Source organism: Bernardetia sp. Wsw4-3y2, assembly GCF_037126295.1.
Classification (GTDB): Bacteria; Bacteroidota; Bacteroidia; order Cytophagales; family Bernardetiaceae; genus Bernardetia.
On record NZ_CP147017.1, the window covers coordinates 1,676,642 to 1,693,426 of the forward strand.

The window sequence follows — 16,785 nt, forward strand, 5'->3', positions numbered from 1 at the left end:
ATCAAAAGTAGTTATAAAATGAAGGATTATCAAAAAGTAGTTTTTGAAGTATTAAACTTGTTTTTCTTGATTGATTAACTAATTTTACAACAATAACCTGTAATTATTCTGTATTTTATCGTACAAATCAGAATAATTAGTTATCGGTCTTACCACAATTATTTCATTTTATATCAAAATACACACAATGAAAAAAATAGTCTTACAATTATCCATTGCTGCAACTTTGCTTTCAGCTTGTGGAACAGAAAAAAAAGAAACCCAAGAAGAAAAAATGCCTGTTACATTTGAATATCCTGAAACAAAAAAAGGAACAGTAGAAGATACTTACTTTGAAACGGTTATCAAAGATCCTTATCGTTGGTTAGAAGACGACCGAAGCACAGAAACAGAAAGCTGGGTAAAAGCTCAAAACAAAGTTACTTTCGATTACCTAAAATCTATTCCTTACCGTGAGCAGCTCAAAAATCAGTTAGAGAAGGTCTGGAATTATGAGAAAATATCTAGTCCATTTAAAGAAGGAAATTATACTTATTTCTACAAAAATGATGGATTGCAAAATCAATATGTCGTTTATAGAAAAAAAGAAGGCGAAGAAAAAGACCAAGTTTTTATTGACCCAAATACATTTTCAAAAGATGGAACTGTTTCAATGGCAGGACTTGATTTTTCAAAAGATGGTTCTCGTGCAGCCTACCAAATTTCAGAAGGTGGAAGCGATTGGAGAAAAGTAATTGTAATTGATACAGAAAGTAAAGAAGCAATTGAAGACACACTCAAAAATGTGAAATTTAGTGGTATAAGTTGGAAAGGAAACGACGGTTTTTATTATTCTAGCTATGATAAACCAGAGGGAAGTGAACTTTCAGCCAAAACAGACCAACATAAATTATACTTTCATAAAGTAGGAACTCCTCAAAGTGAAGACAAAGTTATCTTTGGAGCAACAGCAGACCAGAAACACAGATATGTAGGTGGCTCTGTTACAGAAGATGAAAACTATTTGCTCATCTCTGGAAGTAATGCAACCTCTGGTAATAAACTTTTTATCAAAGATTTATCAAAAGCAAATTCTCCTTTGGTTACTATTGTAGATAATGAAGATAGTGATACATATTTAATGGATAATGAAGGTTCAAAACTTTATTTGGTTACAAACCTAGATGCGCCAAATCAGAAAGTAGTGATGACAGATGCTTCAAAGCCAACTCCTGAAAACTGGAAAGATGTAATTCCTCATACAGAAAACGTTTTGAGTGCTTCTTCAGGTGGTGGATATTTGTTTGCTGAATATATGGTAGATGCTATTTCTAAAGTTGTTCAGTATGATATGAATGGAAAAGAAATCAGAGAAATAAAATTACCAGGGGTAGGAAGTGCTGGTGGTTTTGGTGGAAAAAAAGAAGATAAGGAAATGTATTTTTCTTTCACCAATTATAATACACCAAGTAGCATTTATAAATTTGATGCAGAAACTGGAGAATACGAATCGTACTGGAAACCTGCTATTGATTTCAATTCAGATAATTACGAATCAAAGCAAGTTTTTTATAACTCAAAAGATGGAACAAAGATTCCTATGATTATTACTTATAAAAAGGGAACAGAATTAAATGGTAAAAATCCAACTATTTTGTATGGTTATGGTGGATTTAATATTAGCCTTACTCCTAGTTTTAGTGTAATTAATTCAGTGTGGTTGGAGCAAGGAGGCGTTTATGCTGTTGCAAATCTTAGAGGTGGAGGAGAATATGGAAAAGAGTGGCATGATGCAGGAACTCAACTCAAAAAACAAAATGTTTTTGATGATTTTATTGCTGCTGCTGAATTTTTAATCAAAGAAAAATACACTTCTAGTGAATATTTAGCAATAAAAGGAGGTTCGAATGGAGGACTTTTGGTAGGTGCAGTTATGACTCAACGTCCAGACCTTATGAAAGTAGCTATTCCTGCTGTTGGTGTTTTGGATATGCTTCGTTATCATACCTTTACAGCTGGTGCAGGTTGGGCGTATGATTATGGAACTTCTGAACAGAACAAAGAAATGTTTGAATATATAAAAGGGTATTCTCCTGTTCATAATGTAAAAGAAGGAGTTTCTTATCCTGCAACACTTGTTGTTACTGGCGACCATGACGATAGAGTTGTTCCTGCTCACTCCTTTAAATTTGCTGCCGAGTTACAAGACAAACACAAAGGAAGTAATCCTGTAATGATTCGTATTGAAACAGATGCTGGTCATGGTGCAGGAAAACCAACTAGCAAAACAATTGAAGAAAATGCTGATATTTTTGCTTTTACACTTTATAATATGGGATTCGAAACGCTTCCTAAAAATGAAGTAAGTGAGAAAAAATAACTTGTTATTGTTATTAAACGTTATCACGGTTAAATTAGTAATGTTCATTTTTCCATAGCGCAGGGTTTGCAAACCCTGCGCTATGGAAAAATAAGACTGGTTTGTTTTTCTATAACTTGCTAATTATTAGACCTGTAAACAACCGTGATAACGTTTATTATAACAAAAAAGTAAATTACTCTTATGTTATTCAAAAAACGCTTATAAATTTATAGGCGTTTTTTTTATGCCCTAACACGAGGGTCAAGTAACGCATATAATAAATCTACAATAAGCGTAATAATTACAAAAATGACAGCTACCACAAGTGTTGCCCCCATCACAACAGGAAGGTCAAGTTTTTGAACGGCATCAATTGTAAGCCAGCCCAATCCTTTCCAACTAAATACATATTCTACAAAAAAAGCACCTGCTATAAGTGTAGCAAGCCAGTTTGAGATAGCTGTTACAACAGGATTGATAGCATTTTTGAGCGTATGTTTGAAAATAACAATATATTGAGGCAATCCTTTTGCTCGTGCTGTTCTGACATAATCTTTAGAAAGTTCTTCTATCATCGAAGAGCGTGTGAGTTGAGTAATAATTGCCAAGGGACGCAAACCAAGTGTAAAAGCAGGTAAAATAATATTTTTTAGAGCTAATTGCTTTCCATCAAAGACACTCATTATCCAAAGTGAACCTGTCATGTCAAGTCCTGTGTATTCACTTAAATAATATCCAAAAATGAGAGCTATAAAAATGGCTGCTACAAAAGAAGGTGTAGAAATACCCAAGACTGAAATTGAAACTAAGGCATGGTCTAAAAAAGAGTTTTGCTTGAGCGCACAAATAATTCCAAAAATTACTCCAAAAAAAGTAGCAAAAATCATTGCAGCCACTGACAAAACAAGAGTTGCACTTACTCTGTCGAAGAGCATTTCATCTACTCGGCTATCACTATAATAAGATTTTCTTAGATACGGTTTTTTGACTACAAATGCTTTATCTGAAATACTAAAAAGTTTGATGTAATCATATTTTACTTGATTGCTTTTTGTGTCTTCATGAACAGAAACAATAGACAAATCATTCAGATAATAGGCAAATTGAGTGCTTAAAGGCTTATCCAAACCTAAATCAGTTTTGATTATGGCAATAGTTTCAGGTGTAGAACGAGGTCCTGCAATCATCTTTGTAGGATCACCAGGTAGTGCATGAAATATAAAAAACACCACTACAGTCACTCCAAAAATGACTAGAAAACCATATCCCAATTTTTTTAAAAAATATGCAATCATTTGACAAATTAATATTCTAGAAAATCTCTTTCTAAATTTTTACTTCTAATTATCTAAATCTATTTTCAAATTGAATTTGTCTTCAATACCAATAAAGGCACATCAGTATGAAAACTTATTTCCTTTGCTTTACTTCTATGCCATAAACTCTCAAAGAAATTGCGATGATGAGTAAGCATAACCAAAATACTTGTTTCATAACTTTCTAGATAACTATCTATTCCTTTATCTAAATCATCATTTTCTCTGAATCTAAAGTCCAACATAGAAACAGGTATTTTCTTAAAAGCTGCTTTCAAACGATGAAGTCTATCAATATCTTCAATACGCTCTTTATCATTACTGATATGTAAATAATCTACTTTCGAATTTGGAAAATAATTCGCCAGTTCTAAAAGAATATCAATTACTTTCTCATCTTTTTCAGAAAAATCAGCAGCATAAACAATGCGTTCCCAATTTGAAAATGTTGCATTACTAGGAATAGCTAATACAGCAGGAGTTTCTTTAGAAGCAATAATATCAGCTGTTACACTTCCTAACAAAATTTCTTCTGCTCGTGTCATGCCATGAGTTCCCATAACAACTAAAAAAGCTCCCTGCTCTTTCGAAACTTTTTCAATAGAAGGAATTATTCCATCCTCACTCTCCAAAATAGATGTGATTTTGAGCTTTCCACTACCATCTAGATAAGATAATTCAGAAAATTGATTTATATACTCTTCTAATTTTGCCTTTCCTTTTTCTACTTCTTCTTTTAATAAGCCTACATGAAGATGATAATTAGTAGCAGAAGGTAAAGGAGCGCAAGCTACATGAAGTAAAATAATTTCAGCCCCAATTACTTGGGCAAAATGTAATGCGTAATTTAGAGCAGCCTCTGAAGGCTTAGAAAAATCAACTGGAACTAGAATTTTTTGCATAACCAACCTATAAAAATAAGAGAATAGAATACAGGAATAAATAACCTGACTTTGTTTTATAAGGCAATATACTTTTTTTGTAGCAAAAAACTAAATTAAAAACTCAGTCGGTTTATTATATAGAATAAATTTAAAATTAACTACTCTTCTCTATTTTAGATTTTATACTAGTGCAATTTTGTTAGAACATTTAATTTCAAGATTTCTAATATTAAAAGTATAAGTTAATTATAAGCAAATCGCTCCTAATCACTAAGAGTAAAAGACCTCATTGTAAATTAAATGTGAACAGTTTGTTACGTAACGTAATGTTAATATTGAAGCAATTTCATAGTAAAGATAAGGTTGTTCTTTTGCATCAAGTTTAGACAAAAGCACTAAAAACTTTCCGAACAAATATTATTGTTCAAAATCAATTCACTAAGATTAATCTAAATTAATTTAATCCAATGAAATTACAAAATTTCTTTCAATTAGCATTCATTTTTCTATTTGCAGCTCTTGTATTAGTAAGCTGTAAAGATGATGAAGATGACACAAAAAAAGCTCCAGTAGCCTCTTTTACATTTAGTCCTACAAGCCCTAAAGTTGGCGAAACAGTAACTTTTACTAACACAAGTACAGACGCAGAAACTTTTGTTTGGTCTGCAACAGGTGCAGCTTTTAGCTCAACAGAAAAAAATCCAACATTTACTTTTACTACTGAAGGAGCTGTTCAGGTAACTCTTACAGCTAGTGGAGATGGTGGTACTAATGCAAATACTCAAACTGTTACTGTTCTTGGAGAAGATGCTCCACCACCACCAACTTATCCAGCCAACTATACAACAGGAACTGATGCTGCAACAAGTAGAGCTTCTGTTACTGTAAAGGCTGACCCAATTGGTATTGGTGAAACAGCTATTACTTGGACAAAAGATAAAGTTTGGATTCTTGATGGCTTTGTATTCGTAAACGAAGGACAAACTCTTACTATTGAAGCAGGTACAGTAGTGAAAGCAAAACCAGGTGAGCAAGAAAGTGCTTCTGCACTTGTTGTAGCTCGTGGTGCTAAAATTATGGCAAAAGGAACAGCTGCCGAACCAATTATTTTTACTGCTGAAAAAGATCCATTGGATGGTTCTTTAGGCGTAGAAAATGGTCTTTGGGGTGGTGTTATTGTTTTAGGAAAAACTACAATTGCTCGTGGTACTGCTGAAGCATCTATTGAAGGTATTCCAACTACTGAAGGTCGTGGTCTTTATGGTGGAACGGATGATGATGATAACTCTGGAGAACTTAGCTATATTTCTATTCGTCACGGTGGTACTTCAATTGCTGCTAACAACGAAATCAATGGTCTTACTCTTGGTGCTGTTGGTAGAGGAACTAAAATTGACCACATCGAAGTATTTGCAAACCAAGACGACGGATTTGAGTGGTTTGGTGGAACTGTAAATGCTAAATATCTTGTTTCTACAGCTTGTGGAGACGAAGCATACGATACTGACTTAGGTTTTAGAGGAATTAATCAATTTGTTGTAGCTTATCAACGTACAGATGATGGTGAAAATGGTGGTGAGCATGACGGTGGAGATTCTCCTAAAGATGCTCAGCCATATGCAACTGCTACTTTCTATAATGCTACTTATGTAGGTAGAGGAAATGGTGGAAAAAACAGAGTATTCTATTTCCAAGATAATGCAGGTGGAGAATACCACAACAGTATTTTTGTAGGTTTTGAGCAAGGTCTTGCTGTTCAACTTACTCCAAGTGGTGAAAATAGTTACAAACGTTTTCAAGAAGGAACTTTAAAAGTAATGAATAATACATTCTTTAATGTTGCTAGTAATGATGTAGCTGCCCTTTCTGATATTATTACTCCTTCAGGTGCAGATATAGATGCTGCTGTTTTAGATGCTGCTAAATTAGACCTTGCTACTTATTTCACAGAGTCTGGAAATAAAGTAGAGGATTTGGGTATAACTCGTTCAAACTTAGTTCCGACAGCTACAGGTGGAGATGTATCAGAAACTTCTAATACTTTCCTTAGTCCTGCTGCTTATAGAGGTGCTATCGAACCAGGTACAACGCCTTGGTATAATGGCTGGACAATGACAGCAAGCTATATTCAATAAAAATAGATTTGTTTGAATCAAATCAAAAAAGCAGCTACTTCAAAAGAGTAGCTGCTTTACTTGTATTTTCTTTAGAAACTCATTTCAAAACCTGTTTTTTTAGCATTTTCATTTTTGACTAAAAAGACACAGAAATTTCATTTAACTTCAATAATTTACAACCAAAAGGTAATGAAAAATCATTTACTGACATTTGCTACACTTGTATTATTACTTATTAGTTCCACTTCTTTTGCCCAAACTACAAAAGGAACAATTAGAGGAACAATTAAAGATGCTGCTAATGGAGAAGAACTCATTGGTGCTACTGTTGTTATTGTAGGAACTACAAACGGTTCAGCAGCTGACTTAGATGGAAAATATTCTATTTCTGTCGAAGCAGGCACGTATGATCTCCAAATTTCTTTTGTTTCTTACCAAACCAAAACAGTTACAGGAGTAGAAGTAAAAGCAGGACAAGTAACTGTAATTGATGCTACTTTAGGTGAAGATACAGAGATGTTAGAAGCTGTAGTGATAGAAGCGAAAGCAGAAACTGCATCTACAACAGCAGTTTTGGCAGCACAAAAAAATTCAGGAGTTGTTCAAGATGGACTTGCAGCAGAACAGATTGCTCGTTCAGGAGATAGAGATGCAGCAGCAGCCATTACAAGAGTAACAGGTGTTTCGGTAGAAGGTGGAAAATATGTATATGTACGTGGACTTGGCGATCGTTATAGCCAAACAACACTCAATGGAGCAAGCCTTCCAAGCCTTGACCCAAATAGAAACTCAGTTCAGATGGATTTATTTCCTAGTAATTTAATTGATAATATTATTGTATCTAAAACTTTCTCACCAGATCTTTCAGGTTCTTTTGCTGGTGGAAATATAAATGTAGTAACTAAAGATTTTCCAGATAGATTTACATTTCAATGGAATTCTTCATTAGGTTTTAATGACCAAACAAGTTTAAATAATAACTTTTTGACACATAAAGGAGGAAAAACAGACTTTTTAGGAATTGATGATGGAAGCCGTTCTATACCAAGTGGAATATCTAATGAATTTCTTGATCCTAGAAGCTTTCTCACACCAGAACAAAAACAACAAGTAGATAATCAAACAAAATCTTTTGGAACAAATATGGACTATGAGCGCAAAGCTCCATTTTTAAATCAATTTCATTCTCTTTCATTAGGTAATCAAATCAATGTTTTGGGTCGTCCTTTTGGTTTTGTATCTTCACTAAGTTATCAACGTAATTTTAGTTATTATGATAATGGAGTTACAGGTCGTTTTAGTAGAGATGGAGTAGATGTAATCCAACTTAATCCAACTTACCAGCTCAATACCGAACAAGGAACAGAAAGCGCACTTTGGGGAGCAAATTTAAATATGTCTTACAAAGTAGCTCCTACAAGTAAAATCTCTTTAAATTTAATGTATAATAGAAGTGGAGATAAGACAACTGATTATCGTTCAGGACTTTGGAATAGAGGAGGTGCAGGTTTGGAAGAAGGATATGTATATCGTACACAAACAATGCAGTTTTTAGAGCGTGGTATTGCTTCAGCTCAACTTAAAGGAAAGCATACTGTTGGAAAAAGAAATATAGAAATTGAGTGGCTTTCTTCATTGGCTCAATCTACTCAAAATGAGCCAGATTTGCGTTATTTCTCTGATGATTATTATGAAAATGGAGGAGAGCGTTTTTATGATATTGCTATTTCGTCTTATAATTCTCCTGCTCGTTATTATCGTGATATGAATGAAATCAATTGGGATAATAAAGTAGATATTACAATTCCATTTACCTCAAAAGGAGGAGACAGTAAATTTAAATTTGGTGGTGGATATTTAATGAAAGATAGAGATTTCAATGAAAAAAGATACCAGTATATTAATTTCAAAAACTCAGGTGTTTTAGATAATTATCGTCAGACTGGAACAATAGATGATTTTTTCCAAAATGTAGGTGTAATGGATAATGGTAATCTAGGTGTAGTAATCACAGATTTTACTTCTCCAAGAAATAGTTATACAGGTTATCAAGAAATTATTTCTTTTTATGGAATGACAGATTGGCGTTTTACTAAAAAATTCCGTGCTGTAATGGGAGTACGTTATGAAGGAACAAACCTACAAGCAGCAAGTGATGATGAAACATTAAATAAAGCAAATATTCAAGAAAATGACTTTTTACCTGCCCTCAATTTGATTTATGAACTTAATAAATCAACTAATCTTCGTGCTTCGTATGGTAGAACATTAGCTCGTCCTACTTTTAGAGAACTTGCTCCTTTTCCTAGTTTTGCTTTTGCTGATGACTTTACTATCATTGGTAATGAAAACCTAGAAAGAACCCTTATCGATAACTTTGACTTGCGTTATGAAATGTATCCAAATGCAGGAGAGATTATTTCAGTAAGTGCTTTCTACAAAAAATTCTCTAACCCTATCGAACGTGCATTTGACCCAAGAGAACCAAATGGACAGATTCAGTACAAAAATGTTGATCAAGCATTTGTTGCTGGTCTTGAGCTTGAAGTGCGTAAGCGATTAGATTTTTCTGATGCTCTCAAAAACTTTAGTGTGGGTGCAAACTTTAGTTTGATGTATTCAGAAGTAGATATTGATTCAGCAGAATATTCTTTTATCTTGAAAACTGACCCAAATCGTGAGCCTACTCGTACTATGTTTATGCAATCACCTTATGTTCTAAACTCATTTATTTATTATGATTTGCCAGAAAAAGGACTTAGTATTAGTGGAAATTTCAATGTGTTTGGAAAACGTTTGGCTATTGTAGCACAAGCAGGACAGCCAGATGTATATGAAGTGCCTCGTCCATCTTTAGATTTTGCTGTTAAGAAAACAATGGAAAGTGGCTGGGGATTCAGTTTCAGAGCTAGAAACTTATTAAATCCTGAATACAAACAAGTACAAGATTTCCAAGGAACAGAATATATATATGATTCTTATACTGTTGGTCGTACTTTCTCTTTAGGAGTTACGTATTTGATTGACTAAACGAAGGTTATACTTATAGTTTTACAAAAAAAGAGGCTGTCCGAAAAGTACGGATAGCCTTTTTTTTATGGTTAATTTTTTTTATTTTCGAGGTATATATACTTTTATACTAACGTTATATAGCCTATGGCAAAAGTAGTTTTCAAAAACCAAAGTGGTAAGCAGCCCGAACTTTTTCCTGTCAATATATTTGACAAAATTCCAGCTCACCATCCTGTTCGTTTAGTTGAAAAGGTGGTTGATTCATTGGATATTAGCGATTTGATTTCTCAATACAAAGGTGGAGGTTGTTCAGCTTATCATCCAAGAATGCTCGTTAAAGTGCTATTCTATTCTTATTTATCCAATATTTATTCTTGTCGTAAAATAGCTAAAGCTCTTGGGGAGAATATTCATTTTATGTATTTATCAGGCAATTCTACACCAGATTTTAGAACAATTAATGACTTTAGAGGTAAAATTTTGAAGGCACACATTCATCGTTTATTTGGAGAAGTTGTTAAAATGTTGGTTGAAATGGGTTATGTAAGTCTTGATGTTCAATATATTGATGGAACAAAAATAGAGGCTTGTTCTAATCGTTATACTTTTGTTTGGCGTGGTAGTATTGAAAAAAATAAAGAAAAGTTAGAAACTAAAGTAAATAAAATTTTATCTGATATTGAAAGTAGTATTCAATCAGATAATCAAGAAGAAAATAAAGAAGAAGTATCTACTCCATTAGATTCAGAATTATTAAAAGAAAAACTCGCTCAAATCAATAAAAAACTAAAAGAACCGAGTAAACAACAGGCAAGAGAACTAAAAAAAATGCAAGATGAATATCTTCCTAGATTAAGTAAATATGAAGAGTCTCTGAAAATTTTAGGTTGTAGAAACTCGTATAGTAAAACAGATACGGATGCTACTTTTATGCGGATGAAAGAAGATCACATGAAAAATGGACAACTCAAACCTACTTATAATGCTCAAGTGTCCACAGAAAATCAATTTATTACCCACGTTTCTATTCATCAAACGGCAGGAGATACCACCACTTTATCCTCTCATTTAGAAGGATTTGAAAATCAGTACAATAAACAAAGTAAAGAAGTAGTAGCTGATGCAGGTTATGGAAGTGAAGAAAATTATGAATTACTTGAAAAAAAAGAAATTACTGCCTACGTTAAGTACAATTATTTCCATAAAGAGCAAAAAAGGAAAATGAAAAATAATCCTTTTTTAGTTCAGAATTTATTTTACAACAAAGAATTAGATTTTTATGTCTGTCCGATGGGGCAAAGAATGAAGAAAATAAGAGATGGAAAACGTACTTCAAGTAATGGATACGAATCGCAAGTATCTTATTATCAAGCAAAAAGGTGTCAAGATTGTCCTCTTCGCAATTTATGTCATAAAGCTGAAGGCAATAGAATAATACAAGTGAATCATCGTTTAAACCAACTAAAAGAGAAAGCTAGAAATTTACTAACTAGTGAGAAAGGATTAGAGCAGCGCAGTAAACGCCCTATAGAAGTAGAAGCTGTTTTTGGGCATCTCAAATATAATAATAAGTTTAATCGATTTACTTTTAAGGGATTAGTAAAAGTAGAAATGGAGTTTCTATTGATGGCTCTTGGACATAATTTTAGAAAAATGGTGGCAAAAACTGCCGATAAGCTAAAAAATACTTTCAATTCTAAAAAATCATCTTTTTGCACCTTTTTTTATACTCAAAAAAATCACCAAAAGACAAAATTTGTTTGCATCATCAAAAAAATCAACCAAAAAGAAGAATTACAAAAAATAGCTGCATAAAAAGAGGCTGACCTTTTCGGACAGCCTCTTTTTTTATTTTTGTCATATCCTGAAATATTAATACGTTACCAAGTAAGTTATTCTAACTGTTTGGTAAGATCTCCAATCACAGTTAAATGTAGGTAAAATTACTCCTATTCTATATACACCACCAGAAAATGTTGTAGCAAGATTATTACGATAAGAGTTTATACTATTTATTATAGAACCTAAATCTACATCATCATCTCCATTTACATAATAGGTTAAGTCTTGATAAAAATACACTGGTGGATTAGTATACCAACCTTCATTCGTAATAGTACCATAACTAGGGTTTTTAGGATAATCAGGTGAGCAACTACGATAATAACAGCTAAGTAAGTCATTTATAATTCCACAATCAACATCATTATGAATAAGATTATTTACTGTTACACAAGAATTGCCATACTGTACACAAGGATTATAATCTTGAACAGTATTTATGTCTGGTTTGGCTTCCTTTGAGTAGGTATTATTAGAAATATAAGAGTTCTTTGATTGATTGTTTTCTGTTTTTTCTATTATATTTTCATCGTTACAAGAAAAGAGAAGTACAGAAAATAAACAAATTGACACAAAAATAAGTGGCTTCATAAAATAAAAAATTAATTATAAATAGATTTAATTTAAAACAAGTTTAAAAGTAATTTTTTTATTTAAATTTATATTTATGTGAAAATATATTTAATTATTTGTTGATAAAATATTTTTCTTTAGAGTAATAATTTAATCAAAAATTATTCAGTTATTAAAGTACATTCTTCAATACAGAAAAGTTTAAGAACCTAAAGTATAAGAATAATTCTAGAGTTTAAATGAATTCATCCATCCTTTATTTATGAGAGTTATATTTTTAAATTGGCTCTTCCGACTTTTTAGCGAAACATTGTGTGTTCAGTTCCTCAGAACTGAAAAAAACGCTTCCTCAGAAGCGTTTCGTTCGTTTTTGAGAACGGTGTAACCCTCAGCGAAGCTAAAACGAACGCACACCCTTTTATAATTTCGCTAAATTGTCCGAAGAGACTTTAAATTTATTAATCAGAGAAGACTTTATTATAAGCCATTCCAAACATTCATAACTACAAACCGTTTGCTTTTCAATTAAAACAAGTAGATTAAGTCGTTATTTCAAATCGACTGACACAACAAACCACACCAAATAATTATGTCTAAAAATAATCATAATACACAAGTAAAAGGATTTATAGAGTCTGTTAAGACCAAGCAACCTCACGAAGAAGAGTTTTTACAAGCTGTTGAAGAAGTAGCCGAATTTATTATTCCATTTATAGAGGAAAATCCAAAATACAAAAAAGCAAAGTTGTTGGAAAGAATGGTCGAACCTGAACGAGCTATTTTATTTCGTATTCCTTGGTTAGATGATAAAAATGAAATTCAAATCAATAAAGGTTTTCGTGTTCAGTTTAATTCTGCACTTGGTCCTTATAAAGGTGGTGTTCGTTTTCATCCAAGTGTAAATTTATCTATTCTAAAGTTTTTAGGTTTTGAGCAGGTTTTCAAAAACTCTCTTACAGGTTTGCCTTTAGGTGGTGGTAAAGGAGGTTCTGATTTTGATCCAAAAGAGAAAAGTGATGAAGAAGTAATGCGTTTTTGTCAGAGTTTTGTAACCGAACTTTTTAGACATATTGGAGGAGAAACAGACGTACCTGCTGGCGATATTGGAGTAGGAGCAAGAGAAGTAGGTTATATGTTTGGACAATACAAACGACTAGCTAACGAATTTACAGGAACATTTACAGGAAAAGGCGTAAAATGGGGAGGTTCACTTTTGAGAACAGAGGCAACAGGTTATGGACTTCTTTATTTTGTAAAAGCAATGATGGAACACAAAGGAGATTCTTTAGAGAATAAGACAGTTGTCATTTCGGGTTCTGGAAATGTAGCTCAATATGCTTGTGAAAAAGCGATGGAATTAGGCGCAAAAGTAGTAACACTTTCAGATTCTGATGGATATATTTATGATGAAGAAGGAATTACAACAGAAAAACTAGAGTTTGTAAAAGAACTCAAAAATGAAAAAAGAGGTAGAATAAAAGAATATGCCAAAAAATATTCTTCTGCAAAATTTCATAAAGACAAACGTCCGTGGGATGTAAAATGTGATATTGCACTTCCTTGTGCTACTCAAAATGAATTAGAAGAAAAAGGGGCAAAAGCTCTTGTAAAAAATGGCTGTCAGTTAGTTGCCGAAGGGGCAAACATGCCAACAACATCAGAAGCGATTGATATTTTTGCTAAAAATGATGTTCTGTATTCACCTGGTAAGGCTTCAAATGCTGGTGGTGTGGCTACTTCTGGGTTAGAAATGACACAAAATTCACTTCATTTATCTTGGACAAAAGAAAAAGTAGATGAAGAATTAAAAGCAATTATGAAGAAAATACATGAGCAATGTGTAGAGTATGGCAAAGAAAAAAAGAAAGTAAATTATCTTAAAGGAGCTAATATAGCAGGTTTTGTGCGTGTCGCTGACGCTATGATTGCACAAGGTGTGGTGTAGTTTTCTTTACATCTTTACTATAAAAAACGAATTGTTGTTTCATACTGCAATTCGTTTTTGCTTCTTTTATTCTATCCAATTTTTATATGTCCAATTAGACTTTTTTGGAAAACGATGGTCTAGACAATCAAATGTTTCTTGTACATTGAATATTTTTTGTTTTTCTTCATCTTTGGCAAATTCTTTATCAAAGCAATGCAGTAAACTACGTTTATCAACTATTTTATCTACTTGATGAGCTAATTTTTTGAAACAATACAATCCACCAAACATTCCATTTCCTATTGGATGATAATTTGAAAACTTACAACTTACACAAGTTTTGATTTTGGTATTTTGTGGTAATAAACTCTGTATTTCTAGCAGTGCATCTTCAAAGGAATCATAATTTTTTGTGTTTTTGAAATCTCCAAAATCAGTTTTGAGTTCTAAGAAAACATTTGTGCCTTTTTCATTTCCTGTACTAATTTGTGCAATCATTTCCTCCATTTGTTGATTATGTTCGATGGCAAGCTGAATTTGAAATTTTACTTTTATTTCAAAATTAGTAAGGATTTTTGAGCTGTCTTGACATTTTTCCCATTCAAATTTATCATTTTCTTGATTATCAAATTCAGATATTTCAAGTGTTTCGAAGCATTGTCCTTCAAAACGAGTATCTCGCAATTTTATATGTAATGTAGTTCCAAAAGTGGTTATTTTAGCTTTCTCTTCTCCGAATTTGTCTTTGTAGATAATTGGATAACTTAGTAAATTCATTGTTTTTTTTAAATTATGGAGAATGAATAATTACAAAACTATACTTTGTTTTTTGTAGTCTTATTATCTATAAACTGCCAAATTCTTTTTGGTAAAATTGGTTGAAGAAGCTGTCCTAAATAAGTGGTTGGAAAATTTTCTTCAATTCCATATTCTTTTGGTTCTGTTGGAGGACAGGTATATGTTCCAAAAATTACGTCCATCAAAGGTGATATATTTGCATAATTTCCTCTATCTCTTTCCTTATCGTGATGCCAATGATGTAACTCTGGTGAACCAATTATTACTTTCAACATTCCTATTGAAAGCCTTACATTCGAATGAATATAAATTGCCCAAACTCCTCTAAAAGCAACTACAACAGCTAGAGTTTCCAAGTTAAAGCCCAAAAGCAATGCAGGCAAATTTATTATTCCTACTGTATAAATTGAATCAATGGGATGTTCTCTATGTGCAGCCAGCCAATCTAACGTTTCGGTTGTATGATGCACTTTATGAAAACGCCAAAGAAAATCAAATTGGTGTTGAAATCTATGTCCCCAATAAATCAGTAAATCACTTAAAATTAAAACTTCAAGTGATTGTAACCAAATTGGTTGTGCAGCTATTATTTCTCTAAATTGAAAAGAAATAGTTTCATCAATCCATACTCCAAAATAACTCAATACCTTCAAAACTAATCCACTCCATAAAAGGTATTGACCAACAAAATAACACAAATCTAAAAACCATTTGGGTCTAAATATTTTTTGATTTGGTTTGGCAGGAAATGCTTTTTCCATTGGAATAAATACCAATGCTAAAAAAATCAAACTTGCTCCTGTTGCTAACAGAATATTCAAAAAACTCATCTTTAATTTTTGTTTTTCTTCTTTTCAGATTTTTTTTCTTTCTTCAAACTATCAACTTCAAATAGCTTTGGGTCTATTATTCGTCCTGATTTTGAGCTATACATTAAGTGTTTTTGTTTCTCTGTTAAATTGACTTTACTAGAATCTGTTTTTGTTGTATCTGTTTTGATTGTATCTTGTTCAAATTTAACCTCCTCAAAAATTCTCATTGATTTTGAAGAAGAAAACCTAATTACATCTAAAGTATCAGCTTTTATAGTTAAAGAATCTTGAGTTGTTTGTGTTACTGTTCCTCCATTTGGACTAGTCAATAGGTTTTTCGTATTGTTATAAATAAAATTATCAAAAGAACCATTTCTATACAATAGAAAAGCCGTTAGTAAAATAACAAAGTTTACTAATGCAAACCCTTTAAATATAAATGACTTATTCATGTTTTTTAATTTATATGACTTTTCCTAATCAATAATACTTCTCAATATAGAAAAAAGATTCCTTTTTAATCAGTCTTTTTCCCATTTTCTCTTCTTGACACCTTCTCGTTTGATAACTTTCCAGTTATTCTCCTTTGTCATTCTGAAAAGTCGTTTGCGTAACTTTCTAGGATAAAATATTTTTCTAATCGTTTTTTTATTCGAATAGCTTTTCAAAATACCTAATTGAGCCAAAATTTCATAGGTTGCTGCGCCACATCGCATTCCAAAAAAAGCATAATCGTAAGGCGCATGACCTATATAAGCAGACACAATACTATCAAAAGTTTCTTTTTGCTGAATGCTTATTGGAATGTAAATAATTGCTAGTTGAACGCTATCTGGGTGTTCTCCAAAAATGCCATAAAAACTAGGCACAGAGTGAATAGCATACGTACTGTGTTTGTCTTTTTTATTTGAAAATCAATGAAAACTCTCTCTACTTGGAAGAAAATTCAAAACTTTATCTTCCTCTACTTCAATGCCAACATGTCCTCCTAAGATTCCACCAAACCATTTTTGTTCTGTATTTTTATCACTTTTCAATGGTTTTGAGCCATATAAAAAATGAACTTTTAGAAAAGTTGTGTCTTGAGAATAGCTTAAAAAGGGTGTAAAACAAAAAAGTAGAATTAGAATTTGTTTCATGTTAATTTTTAGATTTTATTTTTT

At 32.3% G+C, this 16,785-nt stretch carries 13 protein-coding genes; 5 read left to right on the forward strand and 8 right to left on the reverse strand.

Features of this window, described 5'->3' with window-relative positions; all coding sequences use genetic code 11:
- The first annotated feature begins 187 nt into the window (after nucleotides 1–187).
- Nucleotides 188–2,359, forward strand: coding sequence for a prolyl oligopeptidase family serine peptidase (locus V9L05_RS06615; RefSeq protein ID WP_338814865.1), 2,172 nt, complete (start codon nucleotides 188–190; stop codon nucleotides 2,357–2,359).
- Nucleotides 2,360–2,583: 224 nt separating this feature from the next.
- Here the strand turns inward: V9L05_RS06615 and V9L05_RS06620 are convergent, their stop codons facing one another.
- A complete protein-coding gene (locus tag V9L05_RS06620; protein ID WP_338793981.1) occupies nucleotides 2,584–3,636 on the reverse strand; it encodes an ABC transporter permease in 1,053 nt (350 codons plus the stop codon).
- Between the two features lie 65 nt (nucleotides 3,637–3,701).
- On the reverse strand, nucleotides 3,702–4,559 hold the full coding sequence (locus V9L05_RS06625) for a universal stress protein (protein ID WP_338814866.1): 858 nt from the start codon (nucleotides 4,557–4,559) through the stop codon (nucleotides 3,702–3,704).
- A 449-nt stretch (nucleotides 4,560–5,008) separates the two neighbouring features.
- Here V9L05_RS06625 and V9L05_RS06630 point away from each other — a divergent pair, with 449 nt between their 5' ends.
- The 3 genes from V9L05_RS06630 to V9L05_RS06640 all read left to right on the forward strand — a co-directional run bounded on the left by V9L05_RS06630 (nucleotide 5,009) and on the right by V9L05_RS06640 (nucleotide 11,485).
- Nucleotides 5,009–6,676 (forward strand): hypothetical protein, encoded by a 1,668-nt coding sequence (locus V9L05_RS06630; RefSeq protein ID WP_338793979.1) that lies wholly within the window; start codon nucleotides 5,009–5,011, stop codon nucleotides 6,674–6,676.
- Between the two features lie 171 nt (nucleotides 6,677–6,847).
- Nucleotides 6,848–9,688, forward strand: coding sequence for a TonB-dependent receptor (locus tag V9L05_RS06635; RefSeq protein ID WP_338793978.1), 2,841 nt, complete (start codon nucleotides 6,848–6,850; stop codon nucleotides 9,686–9,688).
- A 126-nt stretch (nucleotides 9,689–9,814) separates the two neighbouring features.
- Nucleotides 9,815–11,485 carry an IS1182 family transposase gene (locus tag V9L05_RS06640; RefSeq protein WP_338812234.1) on the forward strand — a complete coding sequence of 557 codons (1,671 nt, stop codon included), beginning with the start codon at nucleotides 9,815–9,817 and terminating at the stop codon, nucleotides 11,483–11,485.
- Nucleotides 11,486–11,542: 57 nt separating this feature from the next.
- Here V9L05_RS06640 and V9L05_RS06645 read toward each other — a convergent pair whose 3' ends face one another.
- On the reverse strand, nucleotides 11,543–12,103 hold the full coding sequence (locus V9L05_RS06645; RefSeq protein ID WP_338793977.1) for a hypothetical protein: 561 nt from the start codon (nucleotides 12,101–12,103) through the stop codon (nucleotides 11,543–11,545).
- Nucleotides 12,104–12,674: 571 nt separating this feature from the next.
- Here V9L05_RS06645 and gdhA point away from each other — a divergent pair.
- Nucleotides 12,675–14,030: an NADP-specific glutamate dehydrogenase gene (gene gdhA / locus V9L05_RS06650; protein ID WP_338814867.1), complete on the forward strand. Its 1,356-nt coding sequence runs from the start codon at nucleotides 12,675–12,677 to the stop codon at nucleotides 14,028–14,030.
- Between the two features lie 66 nt (nucleotides 14,031–14,096).
- Here gdhA and V9L05_RS06655 read toward each other — a convergent pair whose 3' ends face one another.
- From V9L05_RS06655 to V9L05_RS06675, 5 genes are all read right to left on the reverse strand, one after another.
- Nucleotides 14,097–14,789, reverse strand: a complete 693-nt coding sequence (locus tag V9L05_RS06655; RefSeq protein ID WP_338814868.1) for a DUF6304 family protein — start codon at nucleotides 14,787–14,789, stop codon at nucleotides 14,097–14,099.
- Between the two features lie 38 nt (nucleotides 14,790–14,827).
- Nucleotides 14,828–15,640: a sterol desaturase family protein gene (locus tag V9L05_RS06660; protein WP_338814869.1), complete on the reverse strand. Its 813-nt coding sequence runs from the start codon at nucleotides 15,638–15,640 to the stop codon at nucleotides 14,828–14,830.
- Between the two features lie 2 nt (nucleotides 15,641–15,642).
- Nucleotides 15,643–16,074 carry a hypothetical protein gene (locus tag V9L05_RS06665; RefSeq protein WP_338814870.1) on the reverse strand — a complete coding sequence of 144 codons (432 nt, stop codon included), beginning with the start codon at nucleotides 16,072–16,074 and terminating at the stop codon, nucleotides 15,643–15,645.
- A 69-nt stretch (nucleotides 16,075–16,143) separates the two neighbouring features.
- Nucleotides 16,144–16,491: a hypothetical protein gene (locus V9L05_RS06670; protein ID WP_338814871.1), complete on the reverse strand. Its 348-nt coding sequence runs from the start codon at nucleotides 16,489–16,491 to the stop codon at nucleotides 16,144–16,146.
- Nucleotides 16,492–16,536: 45 nt separating this feature from the next.
- Nucleotides 16,537–16,761: a hypothetical protein gene (locus V9L05_RS06675; protein ID WP_338814872.1), complete on the reverse strand. Its 225-nt coding sequence runs from the start codon at nucleotides 16,759–16,761 to the stop codon at nucleotides 16,537–16,539.
- Nucleotides 16,762–16,785: the final 24 nt, after the last annotated feature.